Annotated in this window: 20 protein-coding genes, 1 pseudogene and 1 other annotated feature; of the genes and pseudogenes, 9 read left to right on the forward strand and 12 right to left on the reverse strand. The window is 45.2% G+C overall.

Annotated features, from left to right (window positions below; all coding sequences use genetic code 11):
* Positions 1-304: 304 nt before the first annotated feature.
* Together adk and IUA53_RS06865 are read left to right on the forward strand one after the other, a co-directional pair.
* Entirely contained in the window at positions 305-949 is a 645-nt protein-coding gene (gene adk / locus IUA53_RS06860; protein ID WP_044057501.1) for an adenylate kinase, read from the forward strand.
* A gap of 110 nt (positions 950-1,059) precedes the next feature.
* Complete coding sequence (locus IUA53_RS06865; RefSeq protein WP_044057500.1) at positions 1,060-1,455, forward strand: MAPEG family protein; 396 nt, start codon at positions 1,060-1,062, stop codon at positions 1,453-1,455.
* An 81-nt stretch (positions 1,456-1,536) separates the two neighbouring features.
* On the opposite strand, the gene IUA53_RS06870 is transcribed toward IUA53_RS06865, so the two are convergent.
* Positions 1,537-4,149 carry a TonB-dependent receptor plug domain-containing protein gene (locus IUA53_RS06870; RefSeq protein ID WP_196898839.1) on the reverse strand — a complete coding sequence of 871 codons (2,613 nt, stop codon included), beginning with the start codon at positions 4,147-4,149 and terminating at the stop codon, positions 1,537-1,539.
* A gap of 586 nt (positions 4,150-4,735) precedes the next feature.
* Between IUA53_RS06870 and IUA53_RS06875 the strand changes: the two genes are divergently transcribed.
* Both IUA53_RS06875 and IUA53_RS06880 read left to right on the forward strand, forming a co-directional pair.
* Positions 4,736-5,662: a transposase gene (locus IUA53_RS06875; RefSeq protein ID WP_196898841.1), complete on the forward strand. Its 927-nt coding sequence runs from the start codon at positions 4,736-4,738 to the stop codon at positions 5,660-5,662.
* Between the two features lie 427 nt (positions 5,663-6,089).
* Positions 6,090-6,935, forward strand: coding sequence for a formate/nitrite transporter family protein (locus IUA53_RS06880; protein WP_196898843.1), 846 nt, complete (start codon positions 6,090-6,092; stop codon positions 6,933-6,935).
* A 296-nt stretch (positions 6,936-7,231) separates the two neighbouring features.
* On the opposite strand, the gene IUA53_RS06885 is transcribed toward IUA53_RS06880, so the two are convergent.
* The 9 genes and pseudogenes from IUA53_RS06885 to hisG form a co-directional block, all read right to left on the reverse strand.
* Positions 7,232-8,182: a LysR substrate-binding domain-containing protein gene (locus IUA53_RS06885; protein WP_196898845.1), complete on the reverse strand. Its 951-nt coding sequence runs from the start codon at positions 8,180-8,182 to the stop codon at positions 7,232-7,234.
* A 547-nt stretch (positions 8,183-8,729) separates the two neighbouring features.
* Positions 8,730-9,347: a bifunctional phosphoribosyl-AMP cyclohydrolase/phosphoribosyl-ATP diphosphatase HisIE gene (gene hisIE / locus IUA53_RS06890; protein ID WP_196898847.1), complete on the reverse strand. Its 618-nt coding sequence runs from the start codon at positions 9,345-9,347 to the stop codon at positions 8,730-8,732.
* Positions 9,344-10,156, reverse strand: a complete 813-nt coding sequence (gene hisF / locus IUA53_RS06895) for an imidazole glycerol phosphate synthase subunit HisF (protein ID WP_196898849.1) — start codon at positions 10,154-10,156, stop codon at positions 9,344-9,346. The genes hisIE and hisF overlap by 4 nt, the downstream gene beginning before the upstream one ends.
* Positions 10,138-10,875, reverse strand: a complete 738-nt coding sequence (gene hisA / locus IUA53_RS06900) for a 1-(5-phosphoribosyl)-5-[(5-phosphoribosylamino)methylideneamino]imidazole-4-carboxamide isomerase (protein ID WP_196898851.1) — start codon at positions 10,873-10,875, stop codon at positions 10,138-10,140. The genes hisF and hisA overlap by 19 nt, the downstream gene beginning before the upstream one ends.
* Positions 10,875-11,516 (reverse strand): imidazole glycerol phosphate synthase subunit HisH, encoded by a 642-nt coding sequence (gene hisH, locus IUA53_RS06905; protein ID WP_196898853.1) that lies wholly within the window; start codon positions 11,514-11,516, stop codon positions 10,875-10,877. The genes hisA and hisH overlap by 1 nt, the downstream gene beginning before the upstream one ends.
* Positions 11,516-12,586 (reverse strand): bifunctional histidinol-phosphatase/imidazoleglycerol-phosphate dehydratase HisB, encoded by a 1,071-nt coding sequence (hisB, locus tag IUA53_RS06910; protein WP_044057491.1) that lies wholly within the window; start codon positions 12,584-12,586, stop codon positions 11,516-11,518. Before hisB ends, hisH begins: the two co-directional genes overlap by 1 nt.
* Complete coding sequence (gene hisC, locus IUA53_RS06915) at positions 12,583-13,659, reverse strand: histidinol-phosphate transaminase (RefSeq protein ID WP_196898855.1); 1,077 nt, start codon at positions 13,657-13,659, stop codon at positions 12,583-12,585. The genes hisB and hisC overlap by 4 nt, the downstream gene beginning before the upstream one ends.
* On the reverse strand, positions 13,659-14,966 hold the full coding sequence (hisD, locus tag IUA53_RS06920; RefSeq protein ID WP_196898857.1) for a histidinol dehydrogenase: 1,308 nt from the start codon (positions 14,964-14,966) through the stop codon (positions 13,659-13,661). Before hisD ends, hisC begins: the two co-directional genes overlap by 1 nt.
* 12 nt (positions 14,967-14,978) lie before the next feature.
* Positions 14,979-15,883 (reverse strand): annotated as a pseudogene (gene hisG / locus IUA53_RS06925) (ATP phosphoribosyltransferase).
* A 47-nt stretch (positions 15,884-15,930) separates the two neighbouring features.
* Positions 15,931-16,051: a sequence feature (His leader region), on the reverse strand.
* A gap of 282 nt (positions 16,052-16,333) precedes the next feature.
* On the opposite strand from hisG, the gene IUA53_RS06930 reads away from it, so the two are divergent.
* From IUA53_RS06930 to IUA53_RS06940, 3 genes are all read left to right on the forward strand, one after another.
* Complete coding sequence (locus tag IUA53_RS06930; RefSeq protein ID WP_044447916.1) at positions 16,334-16,582, forward strand: hypothetical protein; 249 nt, start codon at positions 16,334-16,336, stop codon at positions 16,580-16,582.
* Positions 16,583-16,676: 94 nt separating this feature from the next.
* Positions 16,677-18,587: a TonB-dependent receptor domain-containing protein gene (locus tag IUA53_RS06935; protein ID WP_196898859.1), complete on the forward strand. Its 1,911-nt coding sequence runs from the start codon at positions 16,677-16,679 to the stop codon at positions 18,585-18,587.
* Complete coding sequence (locus IUA53_RS06940; protein ID WP_231401273.1) at positions 18,575-19,642, forward strand: MBL fold metallo-hydrolase; 1,068 nt, start codon at positions 18,575-18,577, stop codon at positions 19,640-19,642. The genes IUA53_RS06935 and IUA53_RS06940 overlap by 13 nt, the downstream gene beginning before the upstream one ends.
* A gap of 38 nt (positions 19,643-19,680) precedes the next feature.
* Here IUA53_RS06940 and IUA53_RS06945 read toward each other — a convergent pair whose 3' ends face one another.
* Positions 19,681-20,253, reverse strand: a complete 573-nt coding sequence (locus IUA53_RS06945) for a YSC84-related protein (protein ID WP_044057484.1) — start codon at positions 20,251-20,253, stop codon at positions 19,681-19,683.
* A 116-nt stretch (positions 20,254-20,369) separates the two neighbouring features.
* Positions 20,370-21,230: a TraB/GumN family protein gene (locus IUA53_RS06950; RefSeq protein WP_196898863.1), complete on the reverse strand. Its 861-nt coding sequence runs from the start codon at positions 21,228-21,230 to the stop codon at positions 20,370-20,372.
* Between the two features lie 251 nt (positions 21,231-21,481).
* On the opposite strand from IUA53_RS06950, the gene IUA53_RS06955 reads away from it, so the two are divergent.
* Together IUA53_RS06955 and IUA53_RS06960 are read left to right on the forward strand one after the other, a co-directional pair.
* Positions 21,482-22,786, forward strand: a complete 1,305-nt coding sequence (locus tag IUA53_RS06955; protein ID WP_196898865.1) for an alpha-amylase family glycosyl hydrolase — start codon at positions 21,482-21,484, stop codon at positions 22,784-22,786.
* Positions 22,787-22,906: 120 nt separating this feature from the next.
* A complete protein-coding gene (locus IUA53_RS06960) occupies positions 22,907-23,239 on the forward strand; it encodes a hypothetical protein (protein WP_044057481.1) in 333 nt (110 codons plus the stop codon).
* Positions 23,240-23,320: the final 81 nt, after the last annotated feature.

Consider the following 23,320-nt stretch of genomic DNA (forward strand, 5'->3'; position numbering starts at 1 on the left):
ATTGATTAGTAAAAAGCGAGCAAATAGCTCGCTTTTTCTTTGTGTGGATTATTATTTTATGGAAGTGTTATAAAAATCCATTTAAATTAATTAGTTAAGTAAATTGAAAATGGTGGGTTTATGCTTGGCGTAGAGCGCAATATAACAAAACAACACCCGTTCATACGCAATATAACTTGTACATATATTCGCCATTAGTCTTAAGTTTAAAATTAGCCGTAGCCTTCTACTTGTCACTGTGGTGTTGAATGTGTAAAGTGCCGAAGGTGAAAAAGTTTCAAAATCATAAGCGGAGAACGCACACATGCGAATTATTCTTCTCGGCGCTCCTGGCGCGGGTAAGGGCACACAAGCTCAGTTTTTAATGGGCAAATATGGTATTCCACAAATTTCCACGGGCGATATGCTTCGTGCGGCAATTAAAGCGGGTACAGAATTAGGCCTAAAAGCCAAGCAAGTTATGGATGAAGGTAAGTTAGTTTCTGACGATATCATCATTGGCTTGGTTAAAGAGCGCATTGCACAAGATGACTGCAAAGACGGTTTCTTACTAGACGGTTTCCCTCGTACAATTCCACAAGCCGACGCCATGAAAGAGGCAGGCGTTAAAGTGGATCACTGTATCGAATTTGACGTGCCTGACGACGTTATAGTTGAGCGTATGGGCGGACGTCGTGTTCACCCAGCGTCAGGCCGTGTGTATCATGTAGTGTACAACCCGCCTAAAGAAGAAGGCAAAGATGACGTTAGCGGTGAAGACTTAATCATTCGTGATGATGATAAAGAAGAAACGGTGCGTAAACGTCTTGCTATATACCATGAGCAAACGAAGCCGCTGGTTAATTATTACAGCGCAGAGGCAGAAGCCGGTAACTGTGAATATCATAAGTTAGACGGCACACGCCCAGTAGACGAAGTTAGCGCTGAGTTGGCCAAACGTCTCGGCTAACGGGTAATGAAGTTGAAGAAGGTCGCATTAGCGGCCTTTTTTGTTACTTGTAAGTGGGACTTGAATAACGTTTAATCATAAAAGATAAAAAGACTAATTGGAGTAGCTAAATGGTGTTACCTATTACGGCCTTCTATGTAAGCTTATTGGGAATATGCTACATATACCTGTCGTTTCTTGTCATTGGCGTACGGCGGTCAGCCCAAATCAGCTTGGGAGACGGGGGAAATGAAGATCTAAAACGCTTAACTAGAGCTCATGGCAACTTTAGTGAATACGTACCTATTACCCTTATAATGATTGCTTGCTTTGAAGCGAATACGGGGCAGGGATGGATAGTCCATGGATTAGCAGCCGCATTGTTATTTGGGCGAGTATTGCATGCCTATGGTTTGCGTCAACACGCTGGTGCAAGTTGGCAACGTATCGCGGGCATGATGCTTACATTTGCTTCTATGCTTATGGCTGCCATTGCAAACTTGGTGCTTATTCATTTCGGCCTATAAATAACGCTATCGCACAATGATAATAAAGCCCCACGCTAATTATTTTTCGCGCGGGGCTTTTTTATGCCTTTAACGCTTTATTTAAAAAGAGTAGGTTACTTTGGCATAAGCGTAACGGCCTTGGAAACCGTAAGGCGAAAAGTTAGGGAATGGAATGATGTAATCAAACTGACCTGGATTGGGCTGATCGGTAATCACCGCTGACTCTGGATATTTGTCGAGTAAATTGTTAACGCCCACTTTGCCTTCTAGATTGTCGGTAAACAGATAACCTGCTTCCACATCAACAATAAATGCGGCGTCTACGGTGACATCTCCTTCTTGAGTCGTACCAGGTTGAGTGACTTCACCATAGTAGTTCGTTCTGAACATAAGTGATAACGCGTCGCCGCGCCAATTGGCAGTAAGGTTAGCTTTAACTTCTGGCGCTGCATTTTCTAGCAGTTCTCTTTCCCTTCGTGCAAAGAGTTGATCAGGTTCAAATAAATCGCTAGGCCCTGCCGTGGCAACCACATCACTCACATCGGTGTTGTTATAGTTAGCGCCTAGGCTTAAGCTTAAATCGCCATTTAGCACTGTACCTGCCGTATAGTTAGCCACTACATCAACGCCTTCGGTTACGCTGTTAACACCGTTCATGAAAAAGCGAACAGCGCCTACGCCTTCGATATTATTGTCGGCAAACACCTGTTGCACAATAACCGCTTCGTCGTCACTGTCTCCTAGCGTTTCTGAAAGCACAATGCGATCGTCTATTTCAATGCGATATGCATCGGCCGTTATGTTTAACTTATCTGTGACTGTCCAAGTAAAGCCAATGGAGTAGTTAGTCGACTCTTCCGCATCCAGCTGTTCCCCGCCTAGGGCAACGGCCGCGGCACTAGTTGACGCTATGGTTCCTACTTCATAGGCTACGCCATCCACAAAGTTTGTTGAAATTGAAGTGTAGAATTGCTGCTGTAGAGATGGTGCTCTAAAGCCCGAGCTAATTGAGCCTCGCAATGCGAAATCGTCATTAAAGGTATAACGCGTTGCTATTTTGCCGTTAAGCGTGGTACCAAAATCCGAGTAATCCTCAAAGCGGCCTGCTAACGCAATATTCCATGCCTCTGTGATATCGCTATCTACATCAACATAAAATGCGTACGCGTGCCTGTCTTCGTCCACTTCAGCAGCATCAGAGAAGTAAATAGCGCCCTGTGCAAAAAGACTGTTAGTGGGGTAAACAGGGTTTCCGCTCTCATCAAATATGGGGTTGCCACTTTCGTCTGTCATTTGACGGTTAGTGTACGCCTCCTCATCCCCTGCGGTAATTTGGAAAGCGTCTTGGCGGTACTCAATACCCATAGCAAAGGAGATAGGCGAATAGAGGCTATCAAGGTCGATATAGCGAGAAGCATCAAAACTTAAGGTTGTTTGAGTGCTTGCTAACTCACCGCCATAAAAGCGAGTGGGTGTATCTAACAAGTAAGTCGCATTCGCGGTATTGCTGGTTGTATAGTCAACGGTATTTTTGCCGGTTACCACACTGGCATTATAATCCCAAATATCAGCACTGCCCTTAATGCCTGCGAGTACGGAATAGTCTTTAATTTCTGCTAATATTCGTGGGGTAAATCCATCCGGGTAGATTTCCTGAATTAGCAAGGCTTCATCAGATGCCTCCCGGTAAAACGCGCCAGAAAGGCTATCTTTGTCTTGAAAAGTTACCGTTGAGTAAGCTTCAATTCCGTTGTTGAAAACATAACCAGCGCTACCTAACAGGGTATAGCTCTCTGTTTCGGGGAGGCCATAATAAAATCGGTCGCGATCAGCATCTATTTCTCTTAAATCAAAACTACCATCTTCGTTTTTAGGGTAAGTATCGCCATCGTCGTATCCACCGCGACTTGTTCTGTTTGCGTGCGCGTATTCAGCGCTGATATTCACATAGCCATCGCTGCTTAACTGCAAGCCCCAATTGCCGGAAATCGTGTAATTTTCACCGTCGTTGCGGCTAATATCATCACCATAAACCCCAGCAACACGGCTACTGCCATTTCCTACTACTGCGCCAGTGTCGTCCACTTGGACACCGACAAGTTCTGGTACGCCATCTACTGTGGTGTAATAACTTCCACCAGAAACGCTGATAGCACCACCTTCGCTGTCATCCTTTGTAATGATGTTGATAACACCGGCAATGGCGTCTGAGCCATACTGTGCAGCTGCGCCATCGCGCAAAATTTCTACGCGTTTAATGGCAGCAGAAGGAATGGCATTTAAATCGACAGACACAGAGCCTCTGCCAGCCGTGCCATTTAAATTAAGAATGGCGCTAGAGTGGAATCTGCGCCCATTGAGTAGCACTAGAGTTTGGTCTGGCGCTAGCCCTCTCAAAGAGGCTGGCTTAATGTGTTCAGTACCGTCTACGAGTGATGGCTGGTAGTAGTTAAAGCTGGGGACCACGTTTTGGAGTTGACGGCTTATATCTGTAAAACCGCCAGCTTGCAACGTATCTTCGCCGATAAGGTCAATAGGTACATTGCTTTCTACCACCGAGCGTCCTGGGCGGCGGCTACCTAAAATTACAATTTGTTCTGCGTCTTCAGAAAAGGTATCTGCTATCTCGGAGTTAGCTTCTTGTGCTGACAACGAGTTAGGAAGAGAAAATATAACGGCGCCAGTAAGGGCCGAGATCGGGAATAGTTTCATGTGTGTTCCTGAGTTTATGTCTTTAGCGATCACCCTTTATCGTTATATAGGTAGGCAGGTGTATTTAACTATTTGTTTTTTAGGGTACGACTAAAGTATACATTAGACAGGCAGTTAAGGATTAAACTTAGATGGAATAAGAGATAATGAAGTGTTTGAATTGTTTGCGTTTAAATGAGTTTCAAACGCGCTGGACTGCTGTTTTTCATGACAGCATTGACGCATTGAAGCGCATTAACGAGACCATTAACGAGACAGGCACCATTAACGAGACTGGCACCACTTTTCTCGGGCGGCATTGACGTGACAGGCACTTCTAGCGGCACTTTTTTCGAGACAGGCACAGCATTGACGTGACAGGCACTTCTCGTGTCTCTTATAAAATTTGTTTAAAAGGGCGGCATTGACGTGACAGGCACTTCTAGCGGCACTTTTTTCGAGACAGGCACAGCATTGACGTGACAGGCACTTCTCGTGTCTCTTATAAAATTTGTTTAAAAGTAATATCTATTCTAGCCCTTCGGCCAGTACCAGTTATTTCAACACTGTGCACAATAGTGAGACTATTAAAGAATGTTTTATTGTTATGCCACAGCCACGTAAATCCCTTATTTGTTTAGAAAGCACGCCCTATTATCATTGTGTTTCGCGGTGTGTTCGTCGTGCATATTTGTGTGGGGTAGATGAGTTGACTGGTAAATGCTACGAGCATAGGCGCCAAGTCATTGAAGATAGGGCGCTAAAACTGACCACTTCTTTTGCTATCGACATTTGTGCATTTGCTATTATGAGTAATCATACGCACTTAGTACTGCACGTAAACAAGGCCAAAGCTCTAGCACTGAATAATGATGAAGTACTTGCACGTTGGCATAGGTTTCACAAGGGGACGGTACTCAGTCGTCGCTATGTAGACACCAAGCAACGCCATACCTTGTCGGAAGCAGAGTTGAAGAGCGTAGAAGCTTTAGTGAAGGTTTATCGCCAGCGACTTTATAGCATCAGTTGGTTTATGCGTTTGCTCAACGAGTACATAGCTCGTATGGCGAATAAGGAAGATGAATGTACCGGGCACTTTTGGGAGGGCAGGTTCAAATCTCAGGCTTTACTTGATGAAGCAGCCCTTCTAGCCTGCATGGCCTATGTAGACTTGAATCCTATTCGAGCTGGTGTAGCGAAAACGCTCGAAACATCACCACATACGAGTATAAAGCGTCGCATTAAAGCCGTGAAAAATAATGTTCAACCTAAAAAACTGATGCCTTTTATTGGCTCGCGAGAACGTACTCATACAGGGTTACGCTTTGAATTAAAAGATTATCTTCAACTTGTGGATGATACTGGTAGGAGTATACGGCCAGATAAACTAGGTTCTATTTCGGCTAATAGTGAGCCTATTCTTACACGAGCGGGCTTAACTGAAGCTAGCTGGCAACTGATGGTCAATACCATTGAAACACAATTCTCAACTTCAGTTAGTGTTAGCATACTCGAACATAAAAAATGTGCATAGCCTTTCATAATGAACACTAAACCACGGGCTCTTCTAGAGGCCAATTGAACCAATCTCTTCAGTTCTCTTAATAGGCTCTTTTTACTAAATACATATTCAGCATAAACGCACAAGCTCTCATAGTCTTAATGGTTTAGAGGCTTTTTATCGTACCGCAATTGCGACGGTCCTCGATATTATCGAAGCAATTCAATACAAAACTCAAAACAAGACAGTCACCGTATATTACTAATCTTGCCTGTCACAATGACTGATATGAATACATATGCCTGTCTTGAGTCGAGGTTATTTTGTGTGACTGTCTATTCGTCATCTATTCGTCAAGCAACAGAAATGAATGTGACCGAAATACCAGGTGCAACACGTACCAATTTCTTAGTGATTTAACGTAGGACGTGAGTCTATTGGACTATGCTGGAGGCATTTGATGACTGAAAAATCGCAGCAGTCAAAAGATAGAGAAAAAGATGTGGCATTAAGTCACACCGAAGAACAAGATGTAAGAGACAACCAAAGCTTAAATTCAGTTTCTCTTTATGCCATTGTACATCGCGAGGGGTTAGAAGAGCTTCAGCGTCCCGTGATGTCTTTATGGTGGTCGGGCGTAGCAGCGGGTATCGGCATATCTCTTTCCATTTTAGCTGAAGGGATCTTGCATTACCTATTTGAAGATTCCCAATACCAGTTCGTAATAGAAAATTTAGGCTATACCGTTGGTTTTGTTTTGGTGATTGTTGGTCGGCTTCAGCTATTTACTGAAAATACCTTGTCTGTCATCTTACCGCTTCTTAGCAAACCTTCTGTGAATATGACGCTGTGCATAGCAAGGTTATGGTTAATTGTGTTTGCTGCTAATATGGTGGGTACATTTTTGGCCGCGGTATTCAGCTACACCTTACAAGCAGTTCCTCCCGAGCTGGTGGAGGGAATGACTGCCATTTCCAAACACTACGCCGAATTTAGTGCTTCAGAAGCGTTTTCTTATGGCATAACCTCAGGCTTTATTATTGCCGCTATTGTGTGGATGAAGCCATCGGTGAAACATTCTCAAGTGTTGATGATTGTCATTTTCACGTACCTTATCGCCATAGGTAACTTTACCCACGTAATAGCAGGTTCAACAGAGCTCTTTTTACTAGTGCTTCAAGGGCACATTAGTGCTGCTGAAACTGTCGCTTTAATTGGCGCAACCTTGATGGGAAATATTGTGGGCGGAACTGGGTTATTCGCCCTATTGGCCTATGGGCAGGTGGTGCGAGAAATAGAGCGTTAAATAGAAGATATGCCCCTAAAGCAAATAGCTATGGGGGCATTTTCTAACGCGGCTTACTAATTTAGTGCATTAACAAGACAGGCACTTATCTCGCAGCTAGTGATAGACCAACTAAAAAAACAGCCATCGTGTGCTACTAATCTTGCCTGTCAAAGTGCCAGATTTGATTAAACGCATATGCCTGTCTTGTGTCGAGCAATGTCTGTCTTAAGTCGAGTGCTACTTATAGAAAGAGCCAGTAAAAACGAGATCCAAGTTATCCTAATGCTTAGAACAGCAGGAAGCTTTCGCTTCCCTTAATGTGTAACGAGGTAATGTAGCTCTTTGCTCGACAGTTTAACCTCATTGGCGGTCATTTGTTTTTTTAGCCAATCGCAAAAATGAGCAATGCGTTGCTGTTTTGGGGAGTTTTTCAAATATACAAAGTGATACTTCCAGCGGACAGGGTGAGGTTTTGCCACCGGTATAACTAATTGCCCAGAATTTAGATATTGTCTTATCATAAAATCACCTGCCAGCATTACCCCTTGACCAGCCAACGCTGCGCTTAGGGCAAGGTCACTGGAAGATACTGTTGTTTTATTTAGCACGGTGTTAGACAAATCTATTTTGTCGTTTTCGAAATAATTTTCCCAGTTTGCTTTTTCTTCACAGGCCAACGAAAGCAACCGCGCGTTTAGTAAATCCTTGACTGTCTTAAGTTGCATTTTAGACTGAAACTCAGGAGAGCAGGCCGGTATTACGCCGTCCTCAGCAAACTTTTCTACAACAAGCGTGTCATCAAGCAATGACGTTGTTGACGTGCTAAAACGAATGGCAACATCAATATTGCCATCGTGAAGGTTTTCAATGCGGTTAGATGCTTGAATGTTGACGTTTATATCGGGGAATAGGTTAAAAAACGCGAATAAATTAGGCATAAGCCACAGCGCGCAAAACGCTTGCGTTGAACTTATGGTTAAGCTGCCTTCTATGGGCTCTTCTTGCACTTGGTTCAGGCCGTTAATGATTTCGCTAAACCCATTTTTACACGACGCTAGAAGTGTACGACCCGGTGCGGTTAATAACATTTTTCGGCCTTGTCTGCGAAATAGGCTAATACCCAAATTAGCTTCTAGTTGACGCATATGCTGACTGACTGCCGCTTGCGATATATGAAGTTCTTCAGCGGCTTTACTATAACTTTCGTTGCGTGCGGCTACTTCAAAACAAAGCAAATTGTTCAGCCACTTTAATCGCTTATCCATGATTGCTCTACTATAAGTTCAGCTTATTTTATACGTTAGTTTTTATCGTTGGTTTAGTAAAGGGAAATTCGCCACACTAAGGTTCTATAACACGATGGGTGGGGCTGGTATGAAGGGAACGATACAAAATACAGTTATAAAAGTGACTTCTAAAAACACGAGGAGTGGCAATGAGGAGGCGCGGGAAGTAAGGCGAAATGAAAACGGCCAGAGCCATTTTATTACCAAGAACACTAATGTACTAAAGGGGAATGATCCTACTTCTAGCAAGCCAAAAGCGCATGCTAAGAGTAGTGTGCTGGCGGTCATTAGTGATAAGCTAAACTTATGCATGTGGAGCGCCTACAAATGAATGAAAGCGATGTGCTATAAACGAGATAGCCGTGCTGGTTTAGTTTGGTTCATCGCTTTTTAACGAATGGCTGGCGAAAATATGCCGTATGTAGGCACAGAAATAAGCGCCAATTCTGATACACTTGCGAAAAAATACCCTTAAAGCATGAAGCGATAAGGGCATTTTATCTTAATAAATTATTCGTATGACGAATTATTTATGACGCTCGCGCAGCACATTCAGCGCGTCGTTTAACGACATATCACTGGCCTGAAGCAGTACGGTTAGGTGATACAACAAATCCGCGGCTTCGTTTTTAAGCTCTTCTTTGTCGTGTACCGTGGCAGCAAGCGCCGTTTCTACGCCTTCTTCACCTACTTTTTGCGCTATACGCTTGATACCTTTGTTATAAAGGCTAGCGGTGTAGCTGCTTTTCGGGTCAGCATCTTTACGAGCCGCCAATACACGTTCTAGGTCTGCTAGGAAGGTAAATGCAGGGGTATTACCTTCAAACCAACAGCTTTCTGCACCTGTGTGGCAGGTAGGGCCATTGGGGTTGGCAAGGACTAATAGTGAATCTTGGTCGCAATCGCAGGCGACACTCACTAAATCCAGTGTATGTCCCGATGTTTCACCCTTGGTCCAAAGGCGCTGCTTCGAGCGGCTGAAAAACGTGACTTTGCCTGTCTCAAGGGTCTTAGATAACGCGTCTTGATCCATGTAGCCTTGCATTAGCACCTTGCCCGATAGTGCATCTTGCACAATAGCAGGTAGCAGGTTGTCCATTTTGTCCCAGGCTAATTTATTGCTGTTCTCATTAGTAATGATCACGGGTTTACTCCTTCCGCTTGCGCCGTTAAACCGTGACGCTTACGCATGGCAATGCCATTGCTAGTTAGTTCTGCTTTTAGCTCATCAATGTTGATGATGCCTTTGTGAAATACGGAAGCCGCCAATGCGCCATCTACATCCGCCTGTTGAAATACGTCGGTAAAGTGGGCAATTTCGCCGGCACCCCCAGAGGCGATAAGCGGTACTTCACATACGTCGCGTACGGCTTTCAACTGTTTTACATCATAGCCTTTGCGCACACCGTCTTGATTCATGCAGTTAAGCACAATTTCACCTGCGCCCCGTGACTGAACTTCTTTTATCCAGTCGATGGTTTGCCACTGGCTTTTCTGCGTGCGGTTTTCATCACCGGTAAATTTGTACACTTCATATTGGTCAGTCGCTTCGTTGTAAAAGCTATCGATTCCAATAACCACGCACTGTTGGCCATACACATCGTGCAGCGCGTTAATAAGCTCTGGGTTATTTAGGGCAGGAGAGTTAATTGAAATTTTATCTGCGCCCATTTCCAAAATACGCCCAGCATCTTCAATGCTTTTAATGCCGCCAGCGACACAAAACGGAATATCGATAACTTGCGCGATACGGCTCACCCAGCTTTTATCAACTACGCGCGCATCTGAGCTTGCGGTAATATCGTAAAATACAAGTTCGTCGGCACCCGCTTTCGCGTATTGCTCGGCAAGGGGCACAATGTCACCGATGATTTCGTGGTTTCTAAATTGTACGCCTTTTACCACTTTGCCGTCGCGTACGTCTAAACAGGGGATTATGCGTTTTGCCAGCATGCGATAGCCTCCTTCACGGTAAACTTACCTTCAAGTAAGGCGCGGCCAAGGATAACGCCACCAACGTTAGTGGGCTTAAGTGCTTCGATGTCGTTAATGCTGCCAATACCACCAGAAGCTTGCCAGCTTACATTAGGAAAACGCGTCGCCATCTCCTGGTATAACTCTGTGTTCGCGCCTTGCAGCGTGCCGTCGCGGCTAATATCAGTGCATAGTACATGCTTGGCACCAACGGTAGCGAAGTCTTCCAGCAAACCTTCAAGCGCCACGCCTGAGTTTTCCTGCCAGCCGTGCGTCGCAATAAGCTTTTCACCGCTTTCGCTAATATTGATATCAAGGGCCAGCACAATGCGCTCAGGGCCGTATTTTTCTACCCAAGACTTAACAAGTTCTGGCTGTTTTACGGCTAGTGAACCTATCACAACACGGCTAACGCCGGTTTCTAGAAGCTGGGCGACTTCCTCTTCGCTACGAATACCGCCGCCGGCTTGAAACTGCATGCGCTTGGTATCCACCATGGCTTTCATCAATTCTAGCTGGCGCTTGCTGGTGTCTTTAGCGCCAGTAAGGTCAACAATGTGTAGCCAGGTTGCGCCTTGGTCGGCATAGTCGTGAACCACATCTACGGGGTCCAGTTCGTATTGGGTTTTTTGCTTGTAGTCACCTTGATATAAGCGCACTACGTGTCCGTCAATAAGATCTATCGCTGGAATAATCATTATAGATTCACAAAGTTAGTCAGAAGTTGGGCTCCGGCTTCGCCAGAGCGTTCTGGGTGGAATTGCACCCCGTAAAAGTTGTTTTTATTTATCGCCGCAGAAAACGTATTTCCATAGGTGCAGCTGGCCAGCGTGTGCTCGTATTCCGGCACTGCAAAGCTATGTACAAAGTAGAAATAGGTGTCTTGAGGAATACCTTTAAATAAACTTTCTTCTTTATGTTCGCTGTTGTGAGAGACAGTGTTCCATCCCATATGAGGTAAACGCACACCCTTTGATTCCATGCGCGCAACATGGCCGGGCATTAGGTTTAAGCACTCAATGTTGCCCGTGCCTTGAAATCCGCCTTCTGCGCTGGTTTTCACCATTAGTTGCATACCTAAGCACACACCTAACACCGGCTGAGTAAGCGTCTGAAGCGCATCAACTAACGCTTTTTGTTTAATGCTAGCCATGGCCGCTGTTGCTGTGCCTACACCGGGTAAAAACACTTTGTCTGCGCTTTTAATCACCTTCACATCGTCAGATACATCGACTTCAACACCTAGACGTTCAAGAGCAAAACGTACCGATGAAATATTCGCGCAACCAGTATTTACGATAACTATTTTTTGTCGTTGGCTAGTGTTTACCACTGACATTATAGTGCTCCTTTACTGCTAGGTAGTGCGTCGCCTTGGCGTGTTATGGCTTGACGTAGTGCTCGGCCAAAGACTTTGTATAAGCTTTCAACTTGGTGGTGCGCATTACCTTCGCTGGTGGAAAGGTGCAGTGATAGCCCCATGCTTTGTGCCAATGAGTAGAAGAAGTGAGGTACCATTTCAGTGGCCATCTCGCCTACCTTATCGCGGCTAAACTCTGCATCAAACTTAAGGTATGGACGGTTTGAAATGTCCATAATACATTCAGCGCGGCATTCATCCATTGGCAGCGCAAAGCCGAAACGACCAATGCCGCGCTTGTCGCCTAAGGCTTTTTTAAGTGCTTCGCCTAATGCAAGTGCGGTATCTTCAACACTGTGGTGATCGTCAATATGCAAGTCGCCATCTACCGTTACATTGAGCTCGAAACCGCCGTGCGTGGCAATTTGATCTAACATGTGATCGAAGAAGCCTAGGCCAGTTTGAATAGTCGACTTAGCCTGCGAATCTAGGTCTACGCGAACTTTAATGTCGGTTTCAGACGTCGTGCGAACCACTTCAGCAATGCGTGACGATGCTAACAGGCTTTTCTGAATATCATTCCAGTTTAAGCTTTCGCGATGGTATTGAAAGCTGCGAATACCCATATTTTCAGCAAGCTGAACGTCGGTAATTCTGTCACCAATAACGAATGAACGTGTGAAGTCTACTTTGCCCTGTTGGAGGTAATCTTTCACCAATCCAAGTTTCGGTTTGCGGCAGGTGCAGTTATCTTCATCAAAGTGCGGGCAAATCAGCACGTCGTCAAAGGTTACGCCTTGGCTTTCAAAAATGGCCATCATGGCATTGTGTGGTTTGTCGAAGTCTTCCTGCGGGAAGCTGTCTGTGCCTAAGCCGTCTTGGTTACTTACCATAACCAATTTGTAGCCTGCGGCTTTTAGCTTAAGCAATACAGGAATAACATTGGGTTCGAAAACAAGCTTCTCTAGGCTGTCTAACTGCTTATCAACTGGCGGCTCTTCAACTAGGGTGCCGTCGCGGTCTATAAATAAAATGGCTTGCTGACTCATGCCGCGTCCTCATTTAAAAATTCATTAATTAATTGCATTAAGCGCTGATTTTGCTCTTCGGTGCCAATCGTAACTCGCAAACAATTCTGTAAATTAAGTTGTTTCGATTGATCGCGAATAAGCATGCCTCGGCTAACTAAAAACTGCATGAGTTCGGCAGACTTTGTGTACCTAAACAAAATGAAGTTAGCTTTTCTATCACCCACCAGGGTAAAGCCTTCAATGGCTGCGAGTGATTCAGCCAGCGCTTCTTTTTCGCGATTAATTGTGTCAACTTGTAGCGCGATTAGCGCCAACGAATCGGTAGACAGTGCATTAGCCGCAATTTGTGCAACAGGCTCAGGTATTGGGTAGGGTGCAATCACTTTCAATAGTGCTTGAATGACGGGCTTTTGAGCAAGGGTGAAACCACAGCGCAACCCTGCCAGTGCAAAGGCTTTTGACAGCGTACGAAGCACAACAAGATTCGTGTAGTTGGCTATTTCTGTTGCCCATGTATTGCTAGCATCAAATTCGATGTAGGCTTCATCTACAACAACCAGTGCAGTATCCGCAAAGTGTTCTAATACGGTTTTGATGTCTTCGCGGGCGACCGACGTTCCCGTTGGGTTATTCGGTGCACAAATAAAAATAATGTTAACGTCTTCTTCAGCGCAAATGGCGTTAACATTTAGACTGAAGTCATCGTTCAAAGCCACTTTCTTAACGCCCACATCACAGGTTTCGGCACTAATAGCGTACATGCCGTATGTGGGGGGGCAAATCAGAATGTTATCTTTACCTGGTGTACAGAAAGTGCGAATAAGCAGTTCGATACCTTCATCGGCCCCTCGGGTAATCAAGACATTGCTTGCGTCTAAACCGCTATAATTTGCATAGCCTTCAACCACACCGGTAGGCTGGCATGATGGATAACGATTAAAATTACTACTATCAACGTGGTATTCATTAGCAAACGGACTTTCATTGGCATTCAACCAATCTTGTCCACCTGAAAACAGCCTTCGAGCGGATTCATATGGCTTTAAAGGTACCAAGTTCTCATTGATGAGTGTGTCAATAAGTTTAGACATTAGGCATTGCCTCCAAAACCTAATTTCTTCATGCGAAGCGCCACCGCTTGTTCGTGTGCATCTAGCCCTTCTGCGTTGGCCAACGCCATAATAGCAGGGCCCAAATTACGCATACCGTCAGCGCTTAACTCTTGAATGGTAAAGCGGCGCATGAAGTCTAGTAAGCCTAGGCTCGAATAGTTTTTAGCATACCCATACGTGGGTAACACGTGATTGGTGCCTGATGCATAATCCCCAGCCGATTCAGGGGACCAGGGGCCTAAGAAAATAGAACCTGCGTATTTGATTTTCGATAAATAGCGCCTGGCATCTTCAATTTGCACAATTAAGTGTTCAGGTGCATAAGCATTGCTTACCTCAATGGCTTCTTCAATCGAGCCGGCGAGAATATAGCGCGCATTTTCCATTGCTGGGCGCGCAATATCTGCGCGTGAAAGTGTGGCTAGCTGACGTTCCACAGCCGCTTTTGCGTTTGCAATAAGGGTTGCATCGTCGCTGACTAAAATCGCTTGTGAGTCTGGGCCATGCTCAGCTTGAGACAATAAATCTGCGGCCACAAATTCCGCATCAGCCAAGGCATCGGCGAGTACTAATACCTCAGAAGGACCTGCAGGCATGTCAATGGCTGCACCGTCAGCGCGCTGGCTAACCTGTTGCTTGGCTTCCGTAACAAAGCTGTTACCAGGGCCGAAGATTTTGTCTACTTGAGGAATCGTTTGTGTCCCTAAGGCCATGGCCGCAATAGCTTGCGCGCCACCACACAAAAATATCTTATCAATGCCACATTTACGGGCGGCGTAAGCAATCTCAGGAGCAATCAATTGCGCTTTGTTTGGCGGCGTACAAAGGAGTTTGTTTTCACAGCCCGCCACCAATGCGGGTACACCTAACATTAATACCGTGGAGGGCAGAGGCGCACTGCCTCCAGGAATATACAACCCCACTGCGTCGAGGGCGGTAAAACGCAACTCGCAGTCTACGCCAGGCGTGGTGGTAAGTGCGATATCAGTAGGCGATTGAGCCTCGTGAAACTGCTTGATGTTGTTAAATGCAGTATCAATTGCAGCGGCTACCTCAGGGGTAACCTGCGCTGCAAGCGCATCAATATTCTCTTGAGATAAAATAAGAGATTGCAAATCAGGGCAGTCGAACGTGCGAGTATAATCAAGTACGGCCTCGTCGCCACTCGTTTCAACTTTCGCGATAATATCGCTAACAGTTTGCTTCAATTGTTGGCTATTGGCCATAGCCGGGCGCGCTAGCGCTTGTTTTTTCTCGTCAGATGAGAGAGATGACCAAGTAATCATAATCGTCTGCCTTTAGCCCATCATTTTTTCGATGGGCATTACAAGAATAGAACTACAACCAAGGGCTTTTAGTTTTTCCATGGTTTCCCAGAATAAAGTTTCTGTTGAAACAACATGAATGGCCACTTGCTCATCGTTCCCAGCAAAGGGGCAGTACAGTGGGATTTTCGGCACCCGGTAGCAAGCTTTTTACTTGCTCTAAATAGGCTTTCGGTGCGTGTAGCATGATGTACTTGCTTTCTTTCGCCAGTAACACGCCGTCTACACGAGGCATTAGGCGGTTGATAAGCGATTGCTTTTCATCACTGATTTCGCCGTCAGCACGTTGAATCAGCACCGCTTTAGAACGGAATATTTCGTCTTTTTCCACTAAGCCATTGGCTTCTAATGTCGCCCCTGTTGATACAAGGTCACAAATAGCGTCGGCAACACCCGCTCGAGGGTGCAACTTCAACGGAGCCCGTTAACATTACCGCTTTCGCGTTAATGCCTTTTTCCTCGAAATAGCGCTCTAGCAAATAGGGGTAGGTAGTGGCAACTTCTTTACCCTCTAGAGACTGAATGCCCTCGTACTCCATTTCGTTTGGTACTGCGATAGACAAACGGCAACCGCCGTAATCTAAACGACGTAATGTTTCATACTCAAATGGCTTGCCAGCGGCTTTGCGTTCAAGGGACTTTTCTTCCAGCTCGTTCTCACCGATAAAGCCTAAATCAACCACGCCATCCATGACGAGACCAGGAATGTCGTCATCACGAACACGAAGCAAATCAATAGGTTCGTTTGTCGAATGCGCAATCAGCAAGCGATCACGAATATTCAGTTTTATGCCGATAGCTTTAAGTAAGGCGATGCTATCATCGCTCAAGCGGCCTGATTTCTGTACGGCAATTCGAAGTCTTTTGCTGTTACTCATTGAAACGTTCCTTACACGTTGTGTGTTAACTTTGTGATTGCGCTAAAAATGAAAAACCCCCGGAAGTTTCCTTCCGAGGGCCGAGAATTTGGTATCTGCGCCACTGGAAGGAAATATAGACCTTCCAGCACGAACCTGAAAGGTTATGCTATGTGGTGATGGTGATGTTTCGCAGCGCAATTGATCATTTAAAAATTTAATCCTATTTTCGAACGGCTGAAACATTAGCGGTTTGACTGACGTTTTGCAAGGCAAAAGTGAACTCTTTTTACCCAATAGGTCTAAATTAATATGTATATAGTAAAACTTTTTGATCTGAGCAAAGGTGATCTTAATTTTCCTGTGTTTCAATGAAGGGATAAAGGCTATTTTTAAACCCTTAATTAGGCCTAAAAAATAGAAAGGCCCACGTGAAAACTACCCGAATGGCGGGAAACCGGAGTAAACCCCATGAGTAATGACTTGTTATTTCCTATATTACCCCGCAATACCAAGGTGCCAGTGGAAGAAGATAAACGGGTTAAAAAGGTAGAGAAGACGAATAAGACTGAACACTTTTCTGAAGAAGGGCAGGATAACTTCGACCGTGTTAAACAAACGGATGCAATAGAACGACGAGGCAATCAATCTGAATCGGGTAAAGACAAAAAAGACCCCTCAACTCACGATGGCCTAAAACACATTGACGTGGATGTTTAGTGCTAAAGCTAATTAAAAAAGGTTAAATCCTTTCTTTACATTTGAATGATAATGATTATCATCTGCTTAATCCTTACATATTAAACGATTAAGTATGACTTTTAGACCCACGTTCCTGACCATTTCGCTATGTTCTTTGTTTTCTCACAGTGTATGGGCACAAACATCTAACACCGACAAAATTGAAAACATTACCGTCACCGCGTCGGGCTTTGAGCAGCTTTTATCACAGGCGCCAGCATCTGTGAGTGTTATTGATAGAAAGCAATTGGCACAAAGAGCGTATAAAGATATTACGGACGCCCTTCGCGATGTGCCGGGCGTTACCGTAACGGGAGGCGGTTATCGTCAGGATATTAGTATTCGTGGGTTGCCCGCACAGTACACCAGCATACTCGTAGATGGCAAAAAGCAAACGGGAAGAGAATCACAACCCAACGGAAGCGGAGGCTACGAACAAGATTGGCTTCCGCCACTAGATAGTATTGAACGTATAGAAATTGTACGCGGCCCTATGTCAACGCTATACGGTTCAGACGCCATGGGCGGTGTTATCAATATCATCACGCGAAAGAACTATCGCAAGTGGAGTGGAAACCTACGTGCGGAAACGAAAATTCAGGAAAATTCAGATAGCGGCGCTGATAGCCAAGTTCAGCTAGCGTTTTCAGGCCCTTTAATTGAAAACTTGCTCAGTGTTTCCGCCAGTGGTTTATATCAAAAGCGCGAAGAAGATGAGATTGAGCGCGGCTATGCGGAAAAATCGTTACGCAATTTAAGAACGGCGTTTCACCTCACACCAAACACCTCAGATACGCTAACATTTGAATATATAGTGCAAGATCAAACGCGAACATCAACGCCGGGTAAGTCGTTGCCCGACACCAGTTCGCTCTCTGAAACGAACAGTGACAGGCATTCCTATGCACTGACTCACGAGGGTAAATACGAAGATACAACGGTCAGAAGTTATATACAGCAAGAGTCTGTGGAAAACGTGGGCCGTGATATTACTATTGATAATTTAGTGGTTAACTCTCAGTGGACCTTCGTGTTAAATAGTCAACATATGCTTACGGCGGGGGCTGAATTTCTAGAAGAATCTTTAGACGATTTTGATACGAATGGCGCTGACGCTACCCATATTGAAAACAGTCAATGGGCGGTTTATGGTGAAGATGAATGGCGTGTGAATGAAAATCTTGCCATTACCTTAGGCATCCGCCTAGACGACAATCAACAGTTTGACTCTCAAGTTAGCCCACGTGCCTACGCCGTTTATAATATAAACGATAACTGGGTAGTAAAAGGCGGTGTTTCCACTGGGTACCGTACACCTGAGCTTCGTGAAATGGCAGAAGGTTGGGTTCAAGAGAGCCGTGGTGGTGATATTTACGGCAACCCAGCACTTGCACCAGAAACAACGTTGAACAAAGAAGTGGCGATTTACTACCTAGGTGACAACGGCCTTGAATATAGTGTTACTGCTTTTCACAATGATTTTGACGATAAAATAGCCGTCGCGTCCTGCGAGCTTGAGAACTGTTTAGATGATACAGACCGCTACAATATTAATATTGACGAAGCGGAGTCTTACGGTGCGGAATTGGCCGCTAAATATAGCGTAGGAAACTGGTCTTTTAACGGTGCGTATAGTTACACGCGTTCAGAGCAAATCACGGGGGATAATGAAGGCCTTCCGTTGGTTCAGCAGCCCAAGCATCTCTTTACCTTAAATTCGACCTACCGCCTTTCAGATACAGGCGAACTCTGGTCAAGATGGACAGTAAGAGGGGAGGAAGCGGCGTTGACTTCGGTTTCTTCCCGTTCGGTATTATCGCCAGGTATTGGATTGTTCGACATCGGTTACAACACCAAGCTTACCCGTAATGTAAAACTACAAACAGGTCTGTACAATGCGTTTGATAAAACCATGCGCTATGCAGAGTATGGATATGTTGAGGATGGCAGAAGGTTATGGTTAGGGGTGAATTGGACATTTTAAAGGCAACAGTACCGTTATTGCTCACGGCAACTGTGCTGTTGAGCAATAGCGCCAAAAGTGATGGGTTAACAGCACAAGACTATGCTGAAAAGGGGCTGGAAAGCGCTACCTTCTTTCCGGGCCTGGCCAGCCTGTGTGATATCAGCCGTGAACCACGCAATATGTTTCAATCCGGCGTAAGTAAAGACACGCGTCCCGAGCGCCGGGCTGCTGACACCCCATCACTGACTGAACAAAGAAATGCGAGTAAGGGAAATACGAATAGACGCGCTCGCCGGCATATTCCGCCACAAAAGGTGTTCGACAACCTTTATTACGTTGGGGCGGGGAATGTAGCAAGTTGGGCCATCGATACCGGTAAAACCATCGTATTGGTCGATGCGCTTAATAGCGACGAACAAGCGGGAAAATACATCTTTGCGGGGCTTAAAACGCTTGGCCTAGAAGATAAACCTGTCTCCCACTTAATTATCTCTCATGGCCATGGCGATCATTACGGCGGTTTTAACGCGGTTGTGAAACGCTATAACCCTCGTATCGTCATGAGTGAATTAGAGTGGGAATTACTGGAGCATGACAGTTTTGCCAGTCGGCGTTGGGGCGCAAAGCCAAAAAAAGATATGGCCGTTAACGATGGTGATACCCTTAACATTGATGGTACAACGCTTACTTTCCATGTCACGCCTGGTCACACGCCGGGTACATTGTCGCTGGTTTTCCCCGTGTATGATGGTGATGAACCTCATCGCGCGGTGTTGTGGGGTGGGACGGGTCTTAATTATGGCTCAGATGTGCAGCGCATTCAGTCGTACACTGAATCGGCGCAAATCATGAAAGGGTACGTTGAGGCGCAGAATATTGATGTCTTTCTATCAAACCACCCCGGGCGAGATGGCAGCAGAGAAAAGCTTCTCGCCTCACGTCTTGATAACGCAGCGGAAAAGCATGCTTTTGTTCAAGGGAAAAACATTGTAAAAGAAGTATTTGAATTATTGGAAAACTGTACGCGAGCGCAGTGGATGAACATTGTGGAGAACAAATCAAAAGGAAGCTAAGAACCTCCTTTTGATTGTCGCTGGCGTACATACACCACTTAGTTAAGCGCTTTATCTACCCAAAACTTAGTGCCTTTAACGGTTGCTTGTAGGGCTAAACCGCTCTCTGTCATCGTGTAAACCGTCACGTTGCCGAGATAGCCTTCTCCTTCGGCAGACGCGCCTTTATTACCGGCTTTGGCGGCTGCGTCAGCGTTACCGCCAACGGTCCACCCATTTTCGATGAAGTAGTTCATGGCTTTTTGTGTGTGGAAAACCATCACGACTCGGTAATCTTTCGCACCAAGTCCAAGGCCAACACCGCCTTCCGCCATATTCATATAGGTTTTCGCGCCGGTCACATTATTGTTCACCACTCCATAACCGGTGCCGGCAGCAAAAAAGATGACATTCACATTTGCATTGGTAAATACGGCATAACCCGCCGCGTCGCGAATTTGAGAGCGTGTGTCAGGTTTTTCTGTGTATAAGCGGGCAAGGGCATTTTGTTGCATATCTAATATAGCTTGTCGCTTTTCAGCGACAGAACCATCACCCATAGACGCACACCCAACGGTAAGAGCAGACAGTGCGCCTACCAATAAAACGTTACGTAACACATTAAAAATCATAGTATTTACTCCAGATTCAAAATAAAAAAACACCATTTATTTGTTTTTTCGAGTTTTAACTATGTGTGTCTACGCAAAATGTATGCAAAAAGATAACTGCCACCGTAATCTTTACACTACTTGACCTTTTCAACCTCGTAACCTTGCTCTCTGAGCTGGTTTAACACGCCCACATTGCCCGGTAAATGCAGTGCACCCACTAATACAAATTCCACTTCAGGGGAAGCGAGGTAATGGTTTAAATCTCGCATCCAGGCGTTGTTTCTTTGCGTGATTAAGGTGTCAAATACCTTGGGGTATTGCTCCGCAAAATCAGCCAAACTCTCGTTATACATTTTATCTAAGTCACCTGAACTCCAACTACTTTTAAGTTCGGGCAGTAGTTCAGGTAACTGCGCTAAATCTTTTAATGTGTATTGCATGAATGCATCGGGATCCCCTTGGCCCATTTGTGCGATAAATGCAATCTGTTGTTCCGGGGTCTCTAGCCATGCAATGGGTTTTCCTTCCAACGAGGCCTTATGATGAAAGTGCTTGTCTACACCTTCGCTGGTCAACCCCATCCTCTGCAACTCCACCATGCTTAAGGTCATACTCATCATGGCGGGTTTAAAATGATTAAACTGTTGTAGCGTCAGGCCTCTTTTTTCAAGATGTGCGGTTAATGACGTTATGGTGGTTTGACTCAGTGCATCTGTAAGGCGTTCACCCTTTTGATAGGTGAGGGCTGATAGCATATGCTGCAAAAACTCCGGGCTATCAAGGGCTGCTAAATCGGTTTCAAATATCACCAAATCTGATTGCTCATAGGCTTGACTATACTGAGTTGGAAGGGGGTAATCAGACTCGCTCAGTAAATGCAGTGTTCCACCCACGTAGAGATAATCTTCTCCTTTAGACACTTTAAACACAGAGGCCGCGAAACAGGTTGTTTGAGCAATGAGGCTAAATAAAAACAGTAATACAGCAAGGCGCATGAAGGATCCTAATGAGTCGTTTGAGCCTCACTGTAGCGGCTATCTTTGAGGCAAGCAACTTTAGCAAGCGCTTGTAAATAGAAACAAAATTAAAAACGTTGAATAAAGCATGCAAGAACGAATACACGGCGGGGGTTAAATCGAGTGTGCTGTTTTAAGGTTAGGCACGTAATTCTTTTTAACCGCCAGTTATTCGCGAGTGAACGACGTGCACTCCCGTGACATTCTTATCGCATAAGGAGGGGAACCCTTTGACATCAAATTACCAACCTCAACACTTGTATAAGGTCGAGCAACCGAAGTGGACTCAATATGGCGTTATTTATCAGATAAATACCCGCCAGTTTTCCCGTTCTGGTGATTTTAATGGCGTTATCGAACACTTAGACCGCTTAGCCGCCTTAGGGGTGACTACGCTTTGGATAATGCCCATTCATCCCATTGGAGAAGTGAATCGAAAAGGGAAGTTGGGAAGCCCTTATGCCGTGAAAGATTACCTCGAAATTAACCCTGAGTTTGGCAATAAAAATGACTTTAAAAAGCTGGTTGATGAAGCCCATTTGCGTCATCTGAAGGTCATTATCGACTGGGTGCCCAATCACAGTGCTTGGGATGGCCATTTAGTCGATCAGCATCCCCAATGGTATGCAAAGGACTATAAAGGCGACTTTAGACCTTCACCATGGTGGGATTGGTCAGACATTGTTGAATTTGACTATGACCAAGTAGGATTAAGAGAGTACATGATTAAGGCCATGTGTTACTGGGTGAACGCCTTCGATATCGATGGGTTTCGGTGCGACGTAGCAGGTTACGTACCCAATGACTTTTGGGTTCAGGCGAGGCAAGCACTTGATGCAATCAAGCCTGTATTCCTGTTAGCCGAATGGGAAAGCCGCGACCTCCACGAACAGGCCTTTAATATGACCTATGGGTGGAGCTGGAATGAGACATTGCACGAGCTAGCCCACGGTCGATGTTCGCTAGACAGGCTTCGCAAGTACTATTCTTGGAACGAACGGGCATGGCCTAAATCAGCCTTGAGAATGACGTTTGTTAGCAATCACGATAAAAACGCCTGGGATGGTACACAGCGAGAACAATTTGGCGACGCCCTTGAAGCTTGTATTGCGTTGTCTGTTCTAGGTGAAGGCGTGCCGCTTATTCACAATGGGCAAGAAGCCGGAGAAAGCAAACGGCTAGCCTTCTTTGAGCGTGACCCTATCCATTGGCAAACGCACAGCATTGGCGATTTGTATCGCAAACTTATTTCGCTTAAAAAATCAAAATCCGTGTTAGGGAATGGCAACTACGGAGCCAGAATGACGCAAATACCGAATACTAAAATGGACAAGGTATTCAGTTTTGTCCGCTACAATAAAGAGGAAAAAGTGTTTGTTATTATTAATTTTTCCAGTGAAGCGGTATCGGTATCGTTTGAACCGCCACTATTTGAGGCTAACTATACCCATTGGAGCAGCAAAGAATCTCGTGTGTTTTCCTCTGATACCACTCGCAAGCTTTCTCCGTGGCAGTTTGAGGTGTGGGTGAGTTAAATCGCTTATTCAAAAAGCGATGAGAAGGAGAGGGCAGTTAAATAGGCATGAAGGCATGCTCTACTGGCAAATTGATCAAAATTTTCCCATAATCAATTCTTTAGCTTACGCAAAGACATAATGGAAAATAGACTCCCCCTGTACAAAAAGCTGTTGGTGATGTATCGCATTGAACCTGGTTGCCTAGGGCCCCAGGGAACGGATTACGTCGAGGAGTTTTGTGTCTTCGCCAAGCAGAAACTAAAAGACCAACATGGTCACTGTTTAAGGTGGGCCATTAAACCACGTTACGATAAATCGTTGCCTGAATTAGAGTTTCAGATGAAAAACGCCATAGTGTCCCGTGACAATGCCGCTAAGTACTTGGCCAGTTTTGACATTGAGCTTGATGTGTTTGAAGAAGAGCTAGAAGAAGCGTTGGCGGATTTAGTCGATGGTTTTTTTGAACGCTAGCCCACGGGAGTAAACTACGCTTTGCAGCAGTTAAAAGCTTTAATGGGCATTCAATATGCTTTTTGGCATAATGCGCGGCCT

The sequence above is a fragment of the Alteromonas sp. B31-7 genome (genome assembly GCF_015767655.1).
GTDB classification, from domain to species: domain Bacteria; phylum Pseudomonadota; class Gammaproteobacteria; order Enterobacterales; family Alteromonadaceae; genus Alteromonas; species Alteromonas australica.

Bases quoted from the DNA above. Each gene is read 5' to 3' on its own strand.
- IUA53_RS06875 (WP_196898841.1), top strand. From the start codon at position 4,736: ATGCCACAGCCACGTAAATCCCTTATTTGTTTAGAAAGCACGCCCTAT.
- IUA53_RS06865 (WP_044057500.1), top strand. From the start codon at position 1,060: ATGGTGTTACCTATTACGGCCTTCTATGTAAGCTTATTGGGAATATGC.
- IUA53_RS06945 (WP_044057484.1), bottom strand. From the start codon at position 20,253: ATGATTTTTAATGTGTTACGTAACGTTTTATTGGTAGGCGCACTGTCT.
- hisF (WP_196898849.1), bottom strand. From the start codon at position 10,156: ATGCTGGCAAAACGCATAATCCCCTGTTTAGACGTACGCGACGGCAAA.
- hisC (WP_196898855.1), bottom strand. From the start codon at position 13,659: ATGTCTAAACTTATTGACACACTCATCAATGAGAACTTGGTACCTTTA.
- hisB (WP_044057491.1), bottom strand. From the start codon at position 12,586: ATGAGTCAGCAAGCCATTTTATTTATAGACCGCGACGGCACCCTAGTT.
- IUA53_RS06870 (WP_196898839.1), bottom strand. From the start codon at position 4,149: ATGAAACTATTCCCGATCTCGGCCCTTACTGGCGCCGTTATATTTTCT.
- IUA53_RS06930 (WP_044447916.1), top strand. From the start codon at position 16,334: ATGAGTAATGACTTGTTATTTCCTATATTACCCCGCAATACCAAGGTG.
- adk (WP_044057501.1), top strand. From the start codon at position 305: ATGCGAATTATTCTTCTCGGCGCTCCTGGCGCGGGTAAGGGCACACAA.
- IUA53_RS06880 (WP_196898843.1), top strand. From the start codon at position 6,090: ATGACTGAAAAATCGCAGCAGTCAAAAGATAGAGAAAAAGATGTGGCA.
- IUA53_RS06960 (WP_044057481.1), top strand. From the start codon at position 22,907: ATGGAAAATAGACTCCCCCTGTACAAAAAGCTGTTGGTGATGTATCGC.
- IUA53_RS06935 (WP_196898859.1), top strand. From the start codon at position 16,677: ATGACTTTTAGACCCACGTTCCTGACCATTTCGCTATGTTCTTTGTTT.
- IUA53_RS06885 (WP_196898845.1), bottom strand. From the start codon at position 8,182: ATGGATAAGCGATTAAAGTGGCTGAACAATTTGCTTTGTTTTGAAGTA.
- hisA (WP_196898851.1), bottom strand. From the start codon at position 10,875: ATGATTATTCCAGCGATAGATCTTATTGACGGACACGTAGTGCGCTTA.
- hisH (WP_196898853.1), bottom strand. From the start codon at position 11,516: ATGTCAGTGGTAAACACTAGCCAACGACAAAAAATAGTTATCGTAAAT.
- IUA53_RS06950 (WP_196898863.1), bottom strand. From the start codon at position 21,230: ATGCGCCTTGCTGTATTACTGTTTTTATTTAGCCTCATTGCTCAAACA.
- hisD (WP_196898857.1), bottom strand. From the start codon at position 14,966: ATGATTACTTGGTCATCTCTCTCATCTGACGAGAAAAAACAAGCGCTA.